General features: G+C 47.4%; 18 protein-coding genes. All 18 read right to left on the bottom strand.

Annotation, left to right across the window (positions count from 1 at the left end; translation table 11 throughout):
* Positions 1–43 precede the first annotated feature (43 nt).
* The 18 genes from MGMO_RS07405 to MGMO_RS07320 all read right to left on the bottom strand — a co-directional run bounded on the left by MGMO_RS07405 (position 44) and on the right by MGMO_RS07320 (position 19,458).
* Positions 44–448, bottom strand: coding sequence for a hypothetical protein (locus MGMO_RS07405; protein WP_023494423.1), 405 nt, complete (start codon positions 446–448; stop codon positions 44–46).
* A gap of 621 nt (positions 449–1,069) precedes the next feature.
* Positions 1,070–1,447 (bottom strand): hypothetical protein, encoded by a 378-nt coding sequence (locus tag MGMO_RS07400; protein WP_023494422.1) that lies wholly within the window; start codon positions 1,445–1,447, stop codon positions 1,070–1,072.
* Between the two features lie 215 nt (positions 1,448–1,662).
* Complete coding sequence (locus MGMO_RS07395) at positions 1,663–2,901, bottom strand: heme biosynthesis protein HemY (protein ID WP_023494421.1); 1,239 nt, start codon at positions 2,899–2,901, stop codon at positions 1,663–1,665.
* 7 nt (positions 2,902–2,908) lie between these two features.
* The gene (locus MGMO_RS07390) at positions 2,909–4,168 is read right to left on the bottom strand and encodes a uroporphyrinogen-III C-methyltransferase (RefSeq protein WP_023494420.1); all 1,260 of its coding nucleotides are present in this window, start codon (positions 4,166–4,168) and stop codon (positions 2,909–2,911) included.
* A 12-nt stretch (positions 4,169–4,180) separates the two neighbouring features.
* Positions 4,181–4,996 carry a uroporphyrinogen-III synthase gene (locus MGMO_RS07385; RefSeq protein WP_023494419.1) on the bottom strand — a complete coding sequence of 272 codons (816 nt, stop codon included), beginning with the start codon at positions 4,994–4,996 and terminating at the stop codon, positions 4,181–4,183.
* Positions 4,993–5,919, bottom strand: coding sequence for a hydroxymethylbilane synthase (hemC, locus tag MGMO_RS07380; protein WP_023494418.1), 927 nt, complete (start codon positions 5,917–5,919; stop codon positions 4,993–4,995). The genes MGMO_RS07385 and hemC overlap by 4 nt, the downstream gene beginning before the upstream one ends.
* Positions 5,920–5,983: 64 nt before the next feature.
* Positions 5,984–7,042, bottom strand: coding sequence for an L-threonylcarbamoyladenylate synthase (locus tag MGMO_RS07375; protein WP_023494417.1), 1,059 nt, complete (start codon positions 7,040–7,042; stop codon positions 5,984–5,986).
* A gap of 416 nt (positions 7,043–7,458) precedes the next feature.
* The gene (gene oadA / locus MGMO_RS07365; RefSeq protein WP_023494415.1) at positions 7,459–9,288 is read right to left on the bottom strand and encodes a sodium-extruding oxaloacetate decarboxylase subunit alpha; all 1,830 of its coding nucleotides are present in this window, start codon (positions 9,286–9,288) and stop codon (positions 7,459–7,461) included.
* A 234-nt stretch (positions 9,289–9,522) separates the two neighbouring features.
* Positions 9,523–10,938 (bottom strand): acetyl-CoA carboxylase biotin carboxylase subunit, encoded by a 1,416-nt coding sequence (locus MGMO_RS07360; protein WP_023494414.1) that lies wholly within the window; start codon positions 10,936–10,938, stop codon positions 9,523–9,525.
* A gap of 126 nt (positions 10,939–11,064) precedes the next feature.
* Entirely contained in the window at positions 11,065–11,262 is a 198-nt protein-coding gene (locus MGMO_RS07355; RefSeq protein ID WP_036307243.1) for a hypothetical protein, read from the bottom strand.
* Between the two features lie 192 nt (positions 11,263–11,454).
* The gene (locus MGMO_RS18960) at positions 11,455–11,925 is read right to left on the bottom strand and encodes a response regulator (RefSeq protein WP_023494412.1); all 471 of its coding nucleotides are present in this window, start codon (positions 11,923–11,925) and stop codon (positions 11,455–11,457) included.
* Between the two features lie 346 nt (positions 11,926–12,271).
* The gene (locus MGMO_RS07345; RefSeq protein ID WP_023494410.1) at positions 12,272–13,894 is read right to left on the bottom strand and encodes a M20/M25/M40 family metallo-hydrolase; all 1,623 of its coding nucleotides are present in this window, start codon (positions 13,892–13,894) and stop codon (positions 12,272–12,274) included.
* A 125-nt stretch (positions 13,895–14,019) separates the two neighbouring features.
* Positions 14,020–15,063, bottom strand: coding sequence for a beta-ribofuranosylaminobenzene 5'-phosphate synthase family protein (locus MGMO_RS07340; RefSeq protein WP_321163113.1), 1,044 nt, complete (start codon positions 15,061–15,063; stop codon positions 14,020–14,022).
* Positions 15,064–15,180: 117 nt separating this feature from the next.
* Positions 15,181–15,861: an HAD family hydrolase gene (locus tag MGMO_RS07335; protein ID WP_023494408.1), complete on the bottom strand. Its 681-nt coding sequence runs from the start codon at positions 15,859–15,861 to the stop codon at positions 15,181–15,183.
* Complete coding sequence (locus tag MGMO_RS07330; protein ID WP_023494407.1) at positions 15,849–16,820, bottom strand: hypothetical protein; 972 nt, start codon at positions 16,818–16,820, stop codon at positions 15,849–15,851. The genes MGMO_RS07335 and MGMO_RS07330 overlap by 13 nt, the downstream gene beginning before the upstream one ends.
* A gap of 95 nt (positions 16,821–16,915) precedes the next feature.
* On the bottom strand, positions 16,916–18,535 hold the full coding sequence (locus MGMO_RS07325) for a flavin monoamine oxidase family protein (RefSeq protein WP_023494406.1): 1,620 nt from the start codon (positions 18,533–18,535) through the stop codon (positions 16,916–16,918).
* 9 nt (positions 18,536–18,544) lie between these two features.
* Complete coding sequence (locus tag MGMO_RS19925; protein WP_235557244.1) at positions 18,545–18,712, bottom strand: hypothetical protein; 168 nt, start codon at positions 18,710–18,712, stop codon at positions 18,545–18,547.
* A gap of 263 nt (positions 18,713–18,975) precedes the next feature.
* A complete protein-coding gene (locus MGMO_RS07320) occupies positions 18,976–19,458 on the bottom strand; it encodes a hypothetical protein (RefSeq protein WP_023494405.1) in 483 nt (160 codons plus the stop codon).
* Between the last annotated feature and the right edge of the window lie 319 nt (positions 19,459–19,777).

Below are 19,777 nucleotides of genomic sequence, written 5' to 3'. Positions count from 1 at the left end.
ATAGGTCAAAAAACTCCAGCCATGAGCGTTAATAAGCTACGGCTTAAAACTCGCCAAACACACCTTTACGTCCGCCGCCTTCAGTTGTACCACCAAAGGTTGGTTTTACGTCGGGTTTTTTCATTTCCAGTACAGCAGCATCAATTATAGTGGTTGCTTCTTCGAATTTACCTGTCTTAGCAGCTTTCTTGGCTTTCTTGAATGCAGTACTGACACGTTGCAAGCGTGGAGAATTTCCTTTATTGCCTTGGTCTTTTGCGACATCAGATGCTTCCGAAGCAGCGGTGGTGAAAGCGGTAACGTCTTTGGCTTTAGCTGCTTCCAACATTTTATCGGAAAGGCCTAAAAGTGTTGTAAAATCTTCATGGATCGGTTGACCAGCAGCGTGAACCGCACTCATTGAAAATAAAGACAGCATCAAAGCCGCCAATATATGTTTAAAATTCATTAAATTTCCTCATGTACCTATTTGCCGTGCGACAAATACAAAAAACGCCGGAATGTTCAAGTCAACCAAAACATTCCTGCCATCGTAGTTACCAAAACCTTAAAAGCTTTGTGTTCCTAAGACCAAACCACAAACTTAGGTCCAATTAGAATACCCTTTTTTTAAGCAATAGTCCATAATTTAGCGGTATCACAAAACAAAGCAAGGCAATTTGATTTAAATCAAAAAAAATAGAGTTTTTTGATTGCATGAGACTAAGCGGAATCACCAGCCCCGCTATAACGGTAATCTATTGTATAGATTAAAAGAAATAATGCCGACAATGCCTTAATTCTAAAAGGTCGGTGCTATGCTCGATATGACAATGTCGTTTTGCAAAACTTGCTCAACGAGATATGCAAATCAACAGGGGCAAAAAATGCCCGAGACGGAGGGGGGGTAAACAGTTTTTTTCGGAAACAATCGTAGGCTAATGATGCCGCCTGATTTGGATTCAAAACATAAGAGAGGCGGTCTTCATAAAAAAAAAACCCAGACTCAGTCTGGGTTTTTTACTAGGGGCCAATGGGTGTAGAGTTAAGCAGCATTCAACGGCCCGCCCCAACTACGGATACCCATTATTTATTCAGTAGGAACATTTCCGCCCCATTGGGGTGCCGGATTGGTTTTCTTCATTTCCACTAACGCCTCTTCAATCAGCGCGGTAGACTGAGGGAAGTCCCCCGTTTTTACTGATCTTTTGGCTTGTTTAATTTTGGAGCTTATCCGTTGTAAACGGGGGGAATTGCCCTTGTTACCTTGATCTTTTGCCACGTCGGACGCTTCTGTAGCGGCAGCCGAAAACGTGGTGGCATCGGATGCCTTGCTCGCCGCCAACATCTTTTCGCCCAGTGCTATTAAGGTGGTGTAGTCTTCTTGGATTGGTGAACCGGCTGCAATGGCTACGCCCGATGCGGACAAGGACAACAGCAAGACTGCCAAAATGTACTTAAAATTCATGTATTTCCTCAATTATATTTGCTGATCGGTAAACAAAAATGCGATTTTCAAGATAAAAAGCACATCGTCGATTACCTTAAAACGCCATCTGTCCCTTAAAGGTCAAAACAACGTCTAATGTGTTCAGAATCCTTTTCTTGCAATACTCCAACGTACAAATATAACCAAAAATATCAGGGCTAATTTGATCTAAATCAAGAAACCCTCAAAAAAATTTAAGAATGCAGCACGGCCGCATCAATCTGACTGACAACTCCGCTTGACGCAAGCTCCAAGCCTTGCTTGTACGCCATGTTTCCTTTGTGCTCTTCGCCTTGGGCAGTGTACAACTCTCCCAGCAAACGATAAGCCTGCACAGTGGGATCAATGGCTAAACTCTTGGATAGGTAATCTTCGGCTTTTTCGTAATCCCGACATTTAAGGCTCAGCTTGCCAAGGATTGTCAACAAAACGACATCATTTTTATGATACGGCAATAAAGATTCGGCAATGTCAATCTGTTTCAAAACGTCGCTCGACTGCAAGCTACCGAATAGCAGCAACAGCGTTTCATCCCAATTGATGGTGAGCGTCTCAACCAATTCATTTTCGATTTCGGGCCCCAAACCAGCCTTAATCATGGCTGCAAAATAAATTGCGGCAACACCGGGGGTCTTTTTTATATGTGGAGGGATTTCGGTCCACAGCAACCTCATTGCATCGGTATTGCCTTGATTGATGGACTGCTTCAACAAGCCGCCAAATGCGTCAATTTCCAGCTTCTTTATGTCGGTTTCCATCAACACTTTATTTTTGTTCAAGGTGGGCAATAGCTTGCGCAAACCTTGCCAATCACCCAGGCGTTGATAAGTTTGGTGCATGAGTTTTAAGACACTGGCATGCGTTGCGTCGATGGAGTGCAGTTTGGTCAGCGTCTCTAAGGCTTGTTCAAACTGGTTTGCTGAAAAATGCAATTCGGCTTGGGTCAAACCGATGGCCACGTCAGAACCCGGGGCATGGGATGCCGCTTTCTTCAGGTATTCGTCCCGTTTGTCATAGGCGCCGCGCGATTGCGCCGCTTTGGCGGCGGTCAAATAATGGATTAATGGCGCACCGCTATGCGAGGCATGTTTAACCAGGACTTTTTCAGCTTGCTCCCATTTTCCTTCCGCTGATCCCACCAAGCCGGCAATTAATGCGTCTTGTGAGCGATTAAACTTGATGTTTCGGCTACGGTTTTTTAATTGCCAGGGCAAGCGAAGCAACCAACCCAGCCACCTGAAAAACATATACAGGACAAAAAAACCGACAATCAGGCTCGTTAAGAACACGATAAGCGATGTTTCCATCGACCAACCGCCAATCCCGATTAAAACATACCCGGGGTTTTCAAACGTCCCCAACCAGTGTTTAACCAAAAACACGGTAGCCAATGTAATCAGCAATGACCCAAAGAAAAATAGCCCGTTTTTCATGATGCGCTCACTTTTGCTTTGGGGGTGCGGTTTCTGATGGACGAGAATCGACAGGTTTTATGGGTTCTGAAGGTTTTGTGGTTGGCTCTTTAGAATCTAATGGTTCTGCTGGTTTTTCTTGTGTCACCGGTTCCTCATCAGTAGCCAAAGCCTTGTCTGTTTCAATTCTTAGCTTAGTCACATCACGAAGCATCTTTAACGACAGGCTGATGTCAGGCAATTGGCTGCGGAGTTTGATTGTTTGTAGGCGCGATATCTCATCGGCAAACTTCTTGGCCGCATCGTTAACTGTAAAATGTTGGCCTACATCGATTTTGAGGTCGGCCAACGCGGCTTGATATAAGGCGTCATTTTGCTGGACCAAAGCCATTTTCACCATTTCCAATTTGACTTTAAGCTGTTCACGGATGAATTCGGCCTGTTCCTTGGTCAGTATTTCTTTGACAGGCTTATCGGAATGCTTGATGGTGACGATGCCCTCCAATTCCTGGATGGCGGCATTGAGCAAATCATTGGAATCTTCGCTGACTGCACTGGAGTTTGAGGCTTCCCCTGGAGGGGTCAGGGGTTTTCCTGAATAAGGCAGTACCAAGGCCAACTTGGCAACTTCGCTTTCCAAGGTTTGTATTGATGTGTACAAACCCACCAAATCGGGTACATTAATATCTTGAATTTGCGACAATTCTTTGGCAATTTGTTCACGTATTTTAATGGTGCCGGTATCGCCACTTTCACGTAGCCTTTGGTCAGCCGCCTCGAGCGCAACGCGGGTGGTGTTGATGTCGCCCACCAAATGCAACCGTTCGTTGGCAACACTGAGCAGATATTCGGCATCCGCAACCAACCAATCGCCACGGGTTTTGCCCAGTTGCCGCTGCACTTGCAGGACTTTGTCGCTGAGTTCTTTGCGCGTCGCTTCCATTTTTTGCGTGTGCAAGCCAGAAAAATCGGCAAGCGTCTTATTAAAATGGTCTTCTTTTCCGGCAATTTCGGATTGCAGCGCGGCTACTTGTGACTGAATAGCGGTCAATTGGGCTTGATAATCATTGACTTGCCGGGTGAGTTCACCTTTGACTTCGCCACCCAAACCTTCTTGTTTGTCGCGCAGTTGCGTAAAAAAATAAAACCCCGCACCCGCTATACTAAATATAAGCAGCATAGTGATGCCAAACCAAAGTCCACCATTAGATTTAGGGGACGATTGGGGTTTGTCGTCATTTGGTTTGATGACGGCTACTTGTTCTGGTTGTTCACTCAATTCTGCCACTCTATTCCCCGTTTATTCCTGCTCTCGTGTATTGCCGCGCCCGCTTAATGAAATGACCGTATCAAGAATTGCCTGATCTTTAGGGCTTTCAGTCACGGCGATTTGCGTAAATCCTAGTTCGGCTGCCAGTTTGCCGATCCTTTCGCTAATGACCACTAACGGTAGCATTGCCAGCTTTTTTTTATAGTTTGCGCCCAGCATAGCAAGCAAATTCCGTAATGCTTCAAAACTGGTGACAATAATTACGTCTAACAAAACCTTTTCCAGCAAGCCAATGACCTCGGTAATGTCGATATCCGGCATAACCCGCCGGTAGACTTCCCAGTAGCCGACATTTGCGCCCCGACTACGAAGGACATTTGCCAATTCGTCACGACCTCCCTGCCCCCGGACTATCAAAATATCCTGGCCATCGACCTGCTGCAATTGGGGCATCGCAAGTAAAGCTTCACTATCGCAACCCGTTGCCGGTATTAAATCAACCTTCAAACCGACCAATTCTAATGCCTTGGCTGTTGCCTGCCCAATTGCCGCTAATTGAGCGGCCTTAAGCTCCGCTATTTTGCCACCATTCGCTTTAAGCGCAAAATTTACTGCGTTTGCGCTCGTAAATATGAGCCATTGGCAATTGGACAACTCGGAAAGGTATTTGGTTGCTAGGGCCAGATTATCGGGCAGATTACCCGAATGGCTTTCCATTCCAACAATTTCCAGTGTTGGAAAACGGACGGCTACACCGCCCTGTTGCTCAATGAGTTGACATAGGTTTTCTGCCTGATGTGCTGGCCGCGTGACCAGGACATGCAACCCTTTCAAGGCATTGCTCACAGATGAAGTGCCTGCAAAACTTGATCTGCACCCTGCGACAACAAATCCTCCGCGATAGTTTTACCTATGCTTTCAGCGTCTACTAGTTTACCGCTGTGTTCGCTGCGATAGATTTGCCTGCCATCAGGACTGCCGACCAGGCCGCGCATGAATAACTGGTTATCTCGAATTTCAGCAAAACCCGCGATAGGCACTTGGCAACCGCCGCTTAATCGGGCGTTCATCGCACGTTCTGCAATGACACAAATTCCGGTATCGTTATCGTGTAACTGGGCCAAGATGTCATTAAGTTCCTTGTCGTCAACTCGGCATTCAATGCCAATAGCCCCCTGCCCTATGGCGGGCAAGCTAACCTGGGTATCCAGGCATTGCGCTATCCGTTCGGAAAAACCCAACCGTTTCAACCCAGCCGAAGCTAAAATAATGGCATCGTAATCGCCAGCATCCAGTTTAGCCAAGCGCGTATTGACGTTGCCCCGCAAGGTCAGGATTTCCGCATGGGGATATAACGCCTTAATCTGGCATTGCCTTCGCAGGCTGGACGTACCTATTCGGGCGTTTGGCGGCAAATCCGTTAATGCCGCATAACGGTTGGAAACAAAGGCATCCGTGGGATCTTCCCTGCTTAATATCGCCCCTAAGTGCAACCCTTCCGGGAATTCGACAGGCACATCCTTCATGGAATGCACGGCAATATCCGCCGCCCCTTCCAGCATACCGATCTCCAATTCCTTGACGAACAATCCCTTACCGCCGATTTTGGCCAGCGGCGCATCCAGGATTTTATCGCCTTGGGTGGTCATTTTGACGAGTTCGGTTTTTAGGCCGGGAAAGGTACTTTCAAGTAATGCCGCGACATGTTCTGCTTGCCATAAGGCGAGCGGGCTTTTGCGGGTGGCGATGCGGATGACTTTATTTATCAAGAGGTAGCCTTTAGTTAAATTATGTTTTATTCCAGTAATTTAAGTTCTAGCTTATAAACACAAACTAAGACCAAATTAGTAATTGAAGCAACCCATCAAGGATATTCTTGTCGATATTGCCTGATTCCGCTACGTCAGAGAAAAGTTTTGCCGCTTTTCCTATACGATCATTCACTGCTCGCCATTCTTCTGTTTGGGGTGGTTGTTCGACCAAGATTATATCAACACTTGGATTATCCAGTTCACGAAAAATGCTATACAAAACATGAGCATAGTCATTAGCATGTTTTGGCATTTTGACAACATAGGAATTTGTGTCAGCTTTAATCTCGCTATCATAAGCCATTACACCTAAGTTGTATTTATGCCGATAAACAACGCCTTGTTGAATTTTCTCAATTTGTTCAACGGTGCAAAGTATGGTTGTTGTATCTGGCGCATAATGCACTTCCATCATCCCCGGTGCATGAATTTGCTCATTATTCTCAGGCAATAGCAGTTTCACTTGCAGCAACTCTTCAATCTCGGATTTGCTAATTTGCCCTGGCCTAAGCAATCTGGGTTGCGTTCCACTCAAATCCACAATCGTGGATTCCAAACCCACTTGGCACGCGCCACCATCCAAAATCATATCGACCTTATCACCCAGTTCTTCTTCGACATGGCTGGCTAGTGTGGGGCTAATCCGGCAATAACGGTTGGCGGACGGTGCGGCGATGCCACCGCCAAAAGCCCGTAATACGCTTAAAGTAACGGGATGGTTAGGGACGCGTAAGGCAACGGTGTTTTGTCCGCCCGTGACTTCCATCGGCACATCAGGGTGTTTCTTTAGCACGATAGTCAAAGGCCCAGGCCAGAAACGATCCGCCAGTTTCCAGGCAATCTCTGGGATTTCAATTGCCCACTCTTCAAGCGCCGCCTTATCCAGGATATGGACAATCAACGGATGATCGGCAGGACGGCCTTTAGCGGCAAAAATACGCTTGACGGCTTCCGGATTTTTAGCATCCGCACCTAAGCCGTAGACGGTTTCGGTGGGGATGGCGACCAGTTTGCCTTGATGCAATAATTCCGCGGCTAGTTGGATTGTCTCTTGATTGGCAGTCTGTATGTTGGTTTTCATTTATTTAACAAGCGGTAAGTCACATTCCGTGGCGGATTAGCCGCGCAATATGATTAGGCTTATATCGCTCTTTTTGTTTGAGGCACGGCGTAAGTCTGCCCTATGATTCAATTTTTTATTCTTTGTTTTTTTTAGCAAACTCGTACAGCAAAGAAGCGCATATCACCACAAAAACATACATAGTTAACTTCACTATTGCGATTTCACCCCATCTACCGTCGCCTTGCCTCTCTTTTTCGTTCGAATCGAAAAAAATCCAGAGGTACAACATAACCAATAATCCGCCCGTAATAGTAGCTAGTACTGTTCCTCCAATGCTCATAGCAAAAATATAAAGCATAAAAGAGAGAACAAGACTTAGTCCAAAAACACCGCAGAAAATTAAAAAATTTATCAAGATTATTCTCGTTATTAGCTTAAACGCCGATCTCCACCAACACTTCATCCGGATTAGCAGGCTCACCCTTGACGACATGAACGGCTTTCACTACACCGGCAATAGGGGCGGTGATCTCGGTTTCCATTTTCATGGCTTCGGTAATCATGACTGCCTGCCCTGCCGACACGGATTGCCCAACCTTGACCAGCACTTCCAGCACGTTGCACGGCATACTGACGACCACGTCCCCGGGAGAGGTAGGTTTGCGCCGTTTGCTGGAAATCGTGCCTTTTACTGCGCCTTGGGTGCCGCCTTCCAACACGATTTCATCCAAGGTTTCGACAACGATTTCTTCCGGTACGCCATCGACCATGAAATAAAAATGTCTAAGCATCTGGTTTTTGGGGCCTGCTCCGGTGACTTTGACATGATAGCTTTCGCCATGCAGGGCGACATTGAATTCGGTGGGTGCTTTTTTTATGGCATCGTCCGCCCTTGATTCAATAACCAATGGCTCCGGCACTAAGTTTCCGGCTGCACGTTGCTCCAGGAATAGCTTCCCGACTTCGGGGAACATCGCATAACTCAACACGTCTTCGTCATTGTGCGCCAGTTCGCCAATTTCCTGACGTAGCTTATCCAATTCAGGCTTCAATAAATCGGCAGGGCGGCAGTCCATCACGTCTTCATCGCCGATGGCTTTTTTCTGCAAGGCCGCACTCACGGGCGCGGGCGCTTTGCCATAACCGCCTTGCAGGTAACGCTTCACCTCATTGGTGATGGTTTCATAGCGTTTGCCTGTCAACACGTTGAGCACAGCTTGCGTACCGACAATTTGCGACGTGGGCGTGACCAGGGGTGGATAGCCCAAATCCTTGCGGACTTCGGGGATTTCCTTATAGACTTCGCCTATGCGATCCAAAGCATTGCGTTCCTTTAGCTGGTTTGCCAGGTTGGAAATCATGCCGCCCGGCACCTGAAACACATGCACTTGGGTATCGATGCCCGTAAATTCGCTTTCAAAACGGCGATATTTTTTCCTTATCTCGGCAAAATAGTGGTTCGCCGATTGCAACTTATCCAAATCCAGGCCAGTATCGTAAGGGCTACCTTTTAACGCGATCACCAAACTTTCGGTCGGCGGATGGCTAGTGCCGCCCGACCAGGACGACAAGGCCGTGTCAATGTGCTGGCAGCCCGCTTCTATCGCCTTCATCTGGCACATTTCCGCCAAACCGGAGGTCGCGTGGGAATGCAAGTGCAAAGGCAAATCAACGGCATCTTTTAAGGCTTTGACCAATTCACTGGCGGCATAAGGCATCAGCAAGCCCGCCATGTCTTTGATGGCGATGGAATCACAACCCAAGTTTGCCAGCGCCTTACCCAACGTAACAAAACTATGGACATCATGGACGGGGCTGGTGGTATAGCAGATCGTACCTTGCGCGTGCTTGCCGCTTTCTTTGGTTGCCTCGATCGCCGTCCGCAAATTGCGGACATCGTTCAAGGCATCGAAGATGCGGAACACATCCATGCCGTTTTCCGCCGCCTTATGGATAAACGCGCGCACTACGTCATCCGAGTAATGACGGTAACCTAACAGGTTTTGCCCACGCACCAGCATTTGCAAGCGGGTCTTGGGCAAGGCGGCCTTGAGTTTGCCCAAGCGTTCCCACGGATCTTCCTTCAAAAACCGCAAACACGCATCAAATGTCGCCCCGCCCCAGCATTCTAATGACCAATAGCCGATGTCGTCGAGCATCGCACAGCCCGGCAGCATATCTTCCGTCCGCAGGCGGGTTGCGATCAGGGATTGGTGGGCATCGCGGAGAATAACGTCGGTGATTTTAACTTGTTGGTTAGTCATAGCGTAATTGGGTTTCTTTAAGGTGGGCTTATTTTAACCGAAGTGAGTAGGGATCGGATTGAGATGATATCTTGTACATTAATTCCGTTAACCTTGTCGAAAGACTCATGCCAAGCGCCTTAACTTATCCCTCATTCCGGCAGGCGATACAGGAATGACGGTGCATAAAAAGTGGTTAAGTTGATTTCATTCTCGATTCGACAGGTTCACCACGAACGGGAATCAACTAGAACCTTACAACCCCGTATGCGCCGCCATCACGGCGGCAATCACGCTCGCCAATACTTCAGGACGAGGCTTATTGGAATAATTGACCAATGCTGGATTCTGCTCAATAAATCCGGTATTAAAACGTCCTAGACGGAATTCAGGATGCCGTAAGATTTCCAGATAATAAGGAATGGTCGTTTTAATGCCAAACAAGCCCATATCCCTTAAGGCACGTTCGCCGCGCTTAATGGTATCTTCCCAAGTGATGGCGCTGACAATCAATTTCGCCAACATGGAATCGTAATACGGCGGAATATCATACCCCGTATAAATCGCGGTATCGGTGCGAACCCCCGGACCACCCGGCGCGTAATACCGGGAAATATGCCCGAAGCTTGGCAGAAAGCCATTCTGCGGGTCTTCAGCATTGATGCGGAATTGGATGGCGTAGCCGCGCCGGCTGATGTCTTCCTGTTTGCAGCGCAAGGCCAAGCCAGCGGCGACACGGATTTGCTCCTCGACAATATCCACGCCCGTGATCGTCTCGGTGATGGTGTGTTCAACCTGCACCCGCGTGTTCATTTCCATGAAATAAAAGCGGTCGTTGCTGTCCAGCAAAAACTCGACCGTCCCGGCATTGGTGTAACCCACCGCCTTGGCAGCCAGCACTGCCAAACCGCCAATATATTGCCGTTGTGCTTCATCCAATTGCGGTGATGGCGCAATTTCGATGAGTTTCTGGTTTCGCCTTTGGATGGAGCAATCCCGCTCGTACAGGTGGATGGTGTTGCCGTGATGGTCGGCCAACACCTGGACTTCAATATGGCGCGGATTGACGACGCACTTTTCCAGGAAGACATCCGCACTGCCGAAGGCTTTGGTGGCTTCAGATATGACGCGGTCATAATTGCGCCGCAAGTCATCGGCATTGTCGCAACGCCTTATGCCTCGGCCACCGCCTCCTGATGTGGCTTTCAACATTATCGGATAACCAATCTTTTCGGCAGCCGTTAGTGCTTCTTCAACGTTGGCAAGATTTGCCGTACCCGGCGTTACCGGAATACCTGCGCTAATCATGGCATTCCTGGCTTCGGTCTTGTCTCCCATACGCTGGATAACGTCGGCATCCGGACCAATAAAGATTAACCCACGTTCCTTGCATGCCCGTGCAAACTGCGCGTTTTCGGACAAGAAACCATAGCCCGGATGCACTGCGTCGCAACCTGTCGCCGCCGCCAAATCTACGAGGGCGTAAACGTTGAGATAACCTGCCAAGGGTTCTGTGCCGATACAATAAGATTCATCCGCCTTTTTGACGTGCAAGGCAAAACGATCCACTTCCGAATAAATTGCGACTGACCGTATGCCCATTTCTGCACAGGCACGGATAATGCGGACGGCGATTTCGCCGCGATTGGCGATTAGTATTTTACGTAGCATAGGCTTTAGCGCAATTAACCAGTTTCGTATTCTACCAGATAATTCTCGGCCGTTTTAAGCCTATCAATCCGGCTACCCAAATTAATAGGGTTACACGTTTTGCCTTGCAACGAGGCCATAATACCCTCATTCATCCATCATATTAACAAGGTGAATGGCACTCATTAATAGCAGGGCGCTGGCGATTGAAATCAACATTTGTGGCAGTGGCAATGATGGGAAAGGGGCATTTGTCGGATTATGTATTTGCCCATAAATGGATGTTGAATAGCTGTAGATAATGGCTTTTTGCAAAATGCCCTTAACAAGAATAACAAGAAACATTTTTAAGCCACACTAACTATCTTAATACGGCTTTCGGAAGCCATACCATGCCATCAATCCCCGATTGATCTTTTAATAAGTGATAATTTCTTTACTTAGCCTGCTATCAACAGGCAGATACAAAATACATTTGATTTTTTAACCAAACAGCGTCTTATTCTTGCATAACTTTTGGAAATAGGATTTAACTATTCATGTACGGATAGTGGGATTTGTGTTGCCAGCTGAATGGGAGCGATTGACGCAATGCACAAAACAATTAAGCACTATCGGCAGGATTGTCGTCGAGAGGTAGAACCGGCCTTTGGTGACGGTCTTAACGGCATTACAAAGTTGAGTTGGTGTTGAGTCCTTGTGGAGATAACCATGAACGCCAGCCCGGAAAGCGCACCGGATGCATTCTTCGTGGTAATTGGTCGAAAAGATAAGTATCTTTACGTTTGCAAACTGCATTTTTATTTTTTCGATCGCCCTAATTTCATTCACGCCAACTGTATTCAGTCCAATAAACACAACATCTGGCTGCAAGGAATCCGCTTCCCGCAAAAGCCCAATAAAGTCAACGTGGCTACTTATAATATCAAATCCAACTTGTTTACTTAGCAGTGCGGATAACCCTTCCCTGATTATCGACTGGCTTTCGACAATAGATATTTTGAACACTTGAGAACCTCAGAATAGTAAATACAGATATATTTTTGTTATAGGTAATCAAAATCTAACTTCAATTAATGGAAAAGTCTATACGTGTAAATACCTAGAGGCCGTTGATAGGGAACTATCCTTTTTTATTATTTTCATTAAATATCATAATATTATCAATTTAATAGGCGAACACTGGCCACTTCGTTTTGGCATAGATTGTTGGTATGACGGGATTTAGGGGTATCGCCCTGTGAAATTAAAAATACTGAGTTTATACGATACAGGGAATGGCAAGTGCCGATCACGTAGCTTTTAAAATTTCTGATGAACGTCACGATCACAATGATCAAGATAACTAAAACTATCAGGATAATGTGCATGTTGGGATAAAGCCTTTTTTGTTTGTGGTTATTGCAGCCAGTACCGGAACCAATAAACCTAACAACAAATTTAAAAAAATCAATACGATGGCCATGTAATGGGGAGTCAGACCCACAAATAAATTCTTGATTAGCGGCGTAAATATCAATAACCCTGGCGCACTGCCGATCAGCAAGACCAGGGCGGTAAAATCCGGATGCGCTTTGAAAAATGACAATCTTATCAGGCCGAATGAAGCTAGAAAGGCAAACAAAGGCCAAGTGAACAAGAAATTTGCACCGTTATTCAGCGTACAGCATGCCAACAGCAACCAGATAGCCGCCGCTCCCAGAATGAGTTCCGCAGGCTTCAGCCATCTCGTTGCAGAAAGATAAAAACCGCACACTATCGCACTGTTTAAAAAAAGAAATCCGCCTAAATAACAATAACTCGCAAAGTTATCGTCATAAGCAAAGGCCTGGTAATCGGGATGAAAGCTACGAATGGCAGCCCAAAGGCCGCCATTAACCCAATACAAACCAAAAACCAGCAAAAGATAAGAAAATGCCGAAATTAACGGCTGCATTATCCTGATGGTTTTCGCCTTATGGTGGATTACGTACAGTGCGGCAAATAGGCTTGCTAGCAAGCTGCACAAGGGAATTGTCCAGCTCATGGGGTAATGGATAATGCCTAGGCCGGGAAAATCGAAATACATCCGATTTTCGGCTTTTAGGTCTCCTAATGGTTGATTGCCAAAATACTTGACTAAGGCCATCATGATAGCCCCTTCATGCTGCAACGTACTTTGACTCAAGAATTCCGGGCGATCCAAGGGAGTGTGGTAAGCCTTGTGCCCTTCAATTGCGGCAAAATTCATCCCTGGAATGCCCGCGTGTTTAAAGACGCTGAAATCGGTATCATTTGGCAAGCGCTTGTAAACCTCGTACATTAAGGAATTGCTCATAACGAACGCGACCGACTCGGCAAGCCCTTCTATCAATTTACCGTTGCCGTCACTGGTTTCAAACATCATAAACGCACCGCTGTTGCCACGGTATTCAAAATTCAGCGCCATTCCGATTTGCTTTGCCCAGGGATGTAACTCGACAAACGCGTGCGCCCCTAGCAACCCGCTTTCTTCACTATCGGTAAAAAGGCAAATCAGGTCATTTTGTAGTGCGGGTTGCAATTTTAAGGCTCTCAGCGTTTCCAAGATTGCCGCAACCGATGCACCATCGTCTGCGGCACCCGGCCCTGTAGCCACGGAATCGTAATGGGCTGACAGCAACAATGCCTTGCCAGGATTGCTTCCAGGAAGCTTGACCATTATATTATGGATTTGTACCGCTTTTTTATTCTTAGGATTGACGACAACCGCCGATTGTATTTCCGGCGTAATGCCCAATAATTTTATCTGGCTTATTAGATATTGTCGGACTTCAGCATTTTCATGCGAACCCGTCGGATGCGGCTTTGATCCAATCTGCCGTACATGAGGCATGGCGCGGACCGATGAAAAAGCCGATTCAGGTGTATCCAGCGAAGCAGGCTTGGGCGGGATCGTCTGATAAACCCCAACACCCACCAAAACAACTAGACCGAAAAGCAAGATAATGGCTTGCATTGGATGCGCCTGGCTTCGTGATTGATTATCAAGCAACGTCATACCCTAAACATAAGTTTTTGCTCACCCCGTCGCGCTATTGCATCATCACGATAAACAATCTCCGGTGGCAAAAGTTATGGTTACTAATCGCTTGCTAGCACCAATCTTGACGTGCCTTTCTGGTTATTCGCGCTCACCGCCATAAAATCCAAATTCACCCAATCTGAAAATTGGGCTTTAGCTTGATTGACAAGGGAGCTAGCAATCTCTGAATTTTCAACCGCGCAAAAGCCCGTCGGCCCCCAAGAGGTTTGCCCAATACCCACCGCGCCTTGCTTCGTCAACCATGCCATCGCCTTGCCCACTTCCTTGCTGGCGTAAATGCCGCCTTGGGTGGGCGCGAAGTGGTTGCCGACGGCTATTTGCAAATGCGAAATGACCTGACCGAAGAGTTGCAAATCGCCTTCTGCAACGGCGGGCAAGGCTTGCATCATGATTTGGTAACACAAGTGTTCTGCTTCTTGTTGCGGAAAAGTCGGCAAGGCTTCGAAGGCGGCGATTTCCTGGTCGCCGTGCAAACCTTGCCCTCGATCAAAAACCAGAATGAATCGCCAATCGGCTGGAACTTCCAGATGGACAAGCACAGGCGGCGTGATCGTTTTTTCTCCACGACCGCCATCAACAACTAACCCGCCGTGTTCAAATACGCCGATGCCGATACCGGAACGTAAGCCCCTGTCCATGACAGATGCAATGTCGCGCACCTTCAACCCCAGCCCATAATAAGCATCCAATGCCGAACCGATAGCCAGCGCCATTTGTGTCCCCGAACCTAACCCGACATGTTCCGGTATGGCCGATTCAATATGGATGCTGACTTGGTCGGACACGGACATTGCCTGACATAACTGGGTCAGACAGCGGTCAGCACGTTGGGCGGAAGGCCCGGTGATTTGGCGTTGATCGGCTTTGCTTAAGGTTAAGCACGTGTTAATTTCGTTCAAGGCAATGCCAATGCTGCCAAACTGCCGACCTAGCGAGCCGCTTAGGTCGAGAAAACCCATGTGCAGCCTTGCTGGAGCGGTAACGGAAATTTTGGAAACGGGAAGCATTAAATGACTAGATTTAAAATCGCTGGCTTGTGGGCAATTATAGCCTGATAGGTGTTCGAGCGGGTAAGGTTTCACAATCCGGATCAGCTTATAGGTTGGTGTTGATGAATCCAGCGAGTATCCAGTAATGCTGGGGTTCGTGCCTTAATCCAGCCTGTAGCGCTGGATTTAGTTTTACATGCTAAGCCGCAATTATATCCCCTTAAGCGCCCGAGGAGGTAAGGTTTCAAAAACCTGTGTCAGGTCATCCAACACGCAGTTGCTCATTTCTACGGCTTGTCCGTCAACTGGAAATATCGAGGGTACGTATACGGTATAGGCATCCGTTGCTACGGCGGCGGCGACGCCCGTAGGCGAGTCTTCAAATATCACGCAGTGACGAATATCAACCTGCATCTTTTCGGCCGCCTTCAGGAAAATATCCGGTGCTGGCTTAGCCCTTTCTACATCGCTGCCCGTCACCATCGTTGGAAATCGGTGCGTCAACCCTGCGACGGCAAGGCATTCTTGGGCATAAGGCTTAAGGCTATTGGTTGCCAAACAAATAGGAATCCCTTGCTGTCGGGCATAATCCAGCAACGCGATAACGCCAGGTTTGACCTGGATTCCCTGTTCGTGAACATGATGCCGCCAGATTTCCTTGCCCAATTGGTCGAAGGCCTGCAAATCAAATTCTTGTCCCAACCACGCCTGTAACTGGGTTTTGACCCCTTGATAGTGGAACCCCGATAAAGTCCTGAATAACGCCGGCTCAAGCTGAAAACCCATCGTCTCAACAGTTTTTTGCCATGCCGCAAAATAAGTCGGCTCAGTGTCTAACACCAAACCGTCCAGGTCAAAGATAAAAGCGGCAAAATCGGTCAATTTGGGCATGTAATCACCTTGATATATTCCCCAGGGGCTTCCCGGCTGGATCCAACGACGATTCGCTTAATGCCATTTTCCGCTTGCTCCAATAAGCCGGAAACTTCAACTGTTTCACCCACGACGGCCTGTCCTGTATAAGTCGCAATAAAGCAAACAACCATAGGGATGGTTTCATGGTCGATTGTGTAAATAGCGGGGTAATCGAACCCGTAAAAATCTTCGATTATTTTGCCCTGAATGGTAATCTCGCCGCATTTCTGAAATGTGGCTTGCTCAGGCCGGCTCTGTTCATCAACAAAATTCAGGTCGAATTTTCGCCCATTAATTAGCCCCTTATTGAATTTTCGACGTTCGTGCCAAATGTATTCTTCCAAGGTTAACGTACAGGAACGACGGCGATAGGCTTCTTGCCAATCCTTCTCGCCCAGGTTATCCAATTGCTGTTTGCCGATGAGATCGGCGGTGATTGCCTGAGCCTTGTGAAATTGTCCACGATCATAAAACACGAGGTCAATGTCTGAGCTTTGCTGCTGAACGCCTATCAATAACGACCCGGTTACGCCCACTTGCGCTAAGTCCAGGCCATTTTGTTGGAATAGTCGGCACACATCGGCCAAATCCTGCTCGACCGCATCTCGGGACTGTTCAGACAGAACCTGCTGTAAGCGTTGCCTTGGTTTATGGTGTTGGACGATTTTTTCCGCCGTCACCGCGTGGAGTTGGGCATCCAATGCCATTGAATAATACAAATAGCCTGGGTAATCGGCTTTTAAATAAGCGTTTGCTTGCTCAGTGGCAACTTTTTGCCAATGGCCATAGCTAACCTGCCAAACGTAACGCAGGAAGCATAATACTTTATCCTCTCCGTTGCTGTGTTCCTTCCCCTGCTTAACAACGGCAAAGCACAGCCCTTCTACCGTCTCGATAAAATCTTTTGGGAAATAGGATTTATCGGGTTCTTGCATGGTCAATTTCCGTTATTCTTTCTAATACTACAAACTAACCGGATGAAAGGGACTGTTCCATCGTCATGATATTTACAATTCCCTAGAAATTGACACTAAGAACGATGACCAACGGTTGTTACTGCTACTTTTTCTAATACCAAATTCGCAGCCAAACGCCCGGTTTGGGCTCCTCCGTTCATAAAGCCATAAAAAGCGTCGCTTAAGTGCTCGCCAGCAAATAACAAATTACCAACGTGGACTTGTTGACGTTCATTAGGCATATCGGATTCAACCCACAGTAAACTTCCGAACTGGGTTAACTGCCCCGGTTTAAAATTGGCATAACCACCTGTCGTCAAAGGGCTCTTCGTCCATCCCGTGTGAACGAATCGACCTGTCGCGGCATCTGAAGCGCCTGGGATAAAATGATTTAGCCTGGACACAAATTGCTTACCGAGCGCGGTGATATTAGGCGTGTCTGCCAACTGCCTAGCCTGGTCGCCGCCCAAGAAAAAATTAAGCGCACCGTCAAGGCGCGACGACTGCCGCTGCGTGGCGTCCCATACTTCAGAAAAGCCCAAATCACTCCATGCGGCACTGGTAAATCCTTGTAGTTGTCGCCAAAAACGGTTATTGAAGCCACCAATAACTTTTTCATTTGAACCCAGCTTGGCTTCGTTGATAAATCGGCGCAGTAGCGTTGGCAACTTTACGTCCAACAAAATTCTATTCAAGACGGGGAAAGGGATAGCGACGATCACGATGTCCGCCTCAATAGGCGGCTGATTAGCGAAAACGAGCCTAAACCTTGACTTGTTTTTTGTGATTTCCGTAAGCTCCATGCCCAACTGGATCTGTCCCGTCAACTTCTTGCCCAACGCATCCGTGATTTGGGCACTGCCGCCGACAACGGAGTAAACTTCGTCACTATAACTCAACAGTTCAACGGATTGCCCCTTAATGACAGGCAGGACTAGAATTAATTGTATCGATGATGATTTATGAGGTTCAACCCCAAATTCTGTATGCACCACATCCCTAAACAACTTGAAAATATAGGGCTTGTTGATCTTATCCGCATGTAACATCAAGTAATCTGTCACAGAAAGACGATCAAACTGAGGGGCGTAGGTATCCCAGTCTTGATCGAGCAGGGTTGCGTCTGCAGACATTTGGGCAGCGATTTGACGTAAATCATCGGCCAATTCTGATTCACTGACGCTCTCGCCATCAAAGTAATAAGCTTCCTTAGGGAAAGGCAAACCTTTCACGTCTTCAGCCCGGTTAAACAGTTCAATATCGAGCTCTTTCACCAATTCAAGCATATCGGCGTGGTCGGTATTGATGAGTTCCGCCCCTAAATCGACAATAAGGCCATTGCCCATATCTGCGGACAGCATACGCCCCCCTATCCGTGACCGGGCTTCATAAACGGTAGCGAAATATCCTGCCTTTTTGAGTTGGTACGCCGCATTCAGCCCCGCAATACCCGCACCTATAATGGCAATGCTGGGAGCGGGCGGTACCGCACCTGCATCGGAAGGGAAAGTGATGCCGCATCCCCCCGCTAAGCCCGCCGCCCCAACCGCCGCCGTTGTCTTGATGAATTTTCGCCGTGTCCAATCAGTTGCGCTTTCCGGTAATGGCGGAGGTAAATTTTGTGCCGCCAAGTTTTCCCTTCTGGCTGCTTGAAGGGCAAAAACAAGTTTTCGAAATAGCAGACTACGCGCCATAATAATTCCTCAGGTAGAATTTAAGAATACGATATCGAACGCTGTCATGAACAATGATGCCCGACATTCAAAATACTTACTTGCTGACCTTGCCAAGATTTCACGGACACCTTGCCAAGCGAGTTTTTTAGCTTCAAAAGCGTTCGGGCTGAGATAGCCCAGTTTTGAATGCAGCATTGTCATGGCAATCGATTTTCTTGCTCATGCTACAGATGAGCTGATGTCTATTGAACGGTTTCCTCCATAAGATCGTTATGGGCAAAAGCCAAGCCAATTACTCGGGTGTTGAGGCCTTCATCCCGCACTGGCAATGTTCGACGGCATCGAACTGCCTATCTCAGTAGGCAACGCTCCGGCTTATAAAAATTATCGCTGCCAGGATAATTTTGCCCGCAAAAAGCCGCTCACAAGCTTTTATAAAATATACGACACAATCCAAGCTATGGCATGTACCTATGCTCACCAGGTTTGCCAGCAGCATAAGGTACCCATACCGCTCCAGTTATGATGTCCAATTGAGCCTGTGATAAAGTATAATTCACGCTTCCGATTACATTTGCAGGATACGACCCATCCACACATCCAGGCCCCCTGCGGTTAGTCGGGGTCGCTGGAAGACGCACCAATGGAAAACCAGGGATCGTGTCATATATAAAATTTTGATATTCCAACCACATGTGCGTTGGTGTCACATCTGTCACATATTCAAATTCTCCGTATATAATGCACGGCAGATCAAGGGTTTCAGAACGCCGACTTGGCAAGAATTGGGCAACTTTCTCATTCAGCGTGCCGTTAAATCCTTCCTGCAATAGCATGGTTCCAATCTCCACAATATCACCGTTAACTTGATCAGCCTGCGCATCTCCAACCCACCCGTCAATAGCCCAAACCCTACAACTGCAACCTTCGTCGAACGCCATACCCCCTCCTATACACTAATACCAGTAAGACTAAAATTATAGACTAAACTATCAAAACTATGTCTATTGAGGTTCTGTTGCGTTAATTAATTCAAGCCAGAAAAATACAAACAGGTCACCTCATTAAGCCGCCAACAAATAAAGCTATCATGCTGCTGACAAAGCTTCGCCGCCGCAGGAAGCCATCTGACCCTTTTTGATCATGTGCCTAAGTGAATGCTACGCGTAATACCTATAGACCTATCCGATTGGTCTAATTGACCTGAATTTGCTAGGGAAGTATCTTGAACCGTTGGAATGCCTTTTCCGCCTGACATCT

It is taken from the genome of Methyloglobulus morosus KoM1, from assembly GCF_000496735.2.
Taxonomy (GTDB): Bacteria; Pseudomonadota; Gammaproteobacteria; order Methylococcales; family Methylomonadaceae; genus Methyloglobulus; species Methyloglobulus morosus.
The sequence above is the reverse complement of the archived record's forward strand: the minus strand, read 5'-3'. Positions and strand labels throughout refer to the sequence as shown.

Coding starts and splice junctions, on each gene's coding strand:
- MGMO_RS07405 (WP_023494423.1), bottom strand. CDS start 448: ATGAATTTTAAACATATATTGGCGGCTTTGATGCTGTCTTTATTTTCA.
- MGMO_RS07400 (WP_023494422.1), bottom strand. CDS start 1,447: ATGAATTTTAAGTACATTTTGGCAGTCTTGCTGTTGTCCTTGTCCGCA.
- MGMO_RS07395 (WP_023494421.1), bottom strand. CDS start 2,901: ATGAAAAACGGGCTATTTTTCTTTGGGTCATTGCTGATTACATTGGCT.
- MGMO_RS07375 (WP_023494417.1), bottom strand. CDS start 7,042: ATGAAAACCAACATACAGACTGCCAATCAAGAGACAATCCAACTAGCC.
- oadA (WP_023494415.1), bottom strand. CDS start 9,288: ATGACTAACCAACAAGTTAAAATCACCGACGTTATTCTCCGCGATGCC.
- MGMO_RS07360 (WP_023494414.1), bottom strand. CDS start 10,938: ATGCTACGTAAAATACTAATCGCCAATCGCGGCGAAATCGCCGTCCGC.
- MGMO_RS07355 (WP_036307243.1), bottom strand. CDS start 11,262: ATGTTTCTTGTTATTCTTGTTAAGGGCATTTTGCAAAAAGCCATTATC.
- MGMO_RS07345 (WP_023494410.1), bottom strand. CDS start 13,894: ATGCAAGCCATTATCTTGCTTTTCGGTCTAGTTGTTTTGGTGGGTGTT.
- MGMO_RS07335 (WP_023494408.1), bottom strand. CDS start 15,861: ATGCCCAAATTGACCGATTTTGCCGCTTTTATCTTTGACCTGGACGGT.
- MGMO_RS07330 (WP_023494407.1), bottom strand. CDS start 16,820: ATGCAAGAACCCGATAAATCCTATTTCCCAAAAGATTTTATCGAGACG.
- MGMO_RS07325 (WP_023494406.1), bottom strand. CDS start 18,535: ATGGCGCGTAGTCTGCTATTTCGAAAACTTGTTTTTGCCCTTCAAGCA.
- MGMO_RS19925 (WP_235557244.1), bottom strand. CDS start 18,712: ATGCTGCATTCAAAACTGGGCTATCTCAGCCCGAACGCTTTTGAAGCT.
- MGMO_RS07320 (WP_023494405.1), bottom strand. CDS start 19,458: ATGGCGTTCGACGAAGGTTGCAGTTGTAGGGTTTGGGCTATTGACGGG.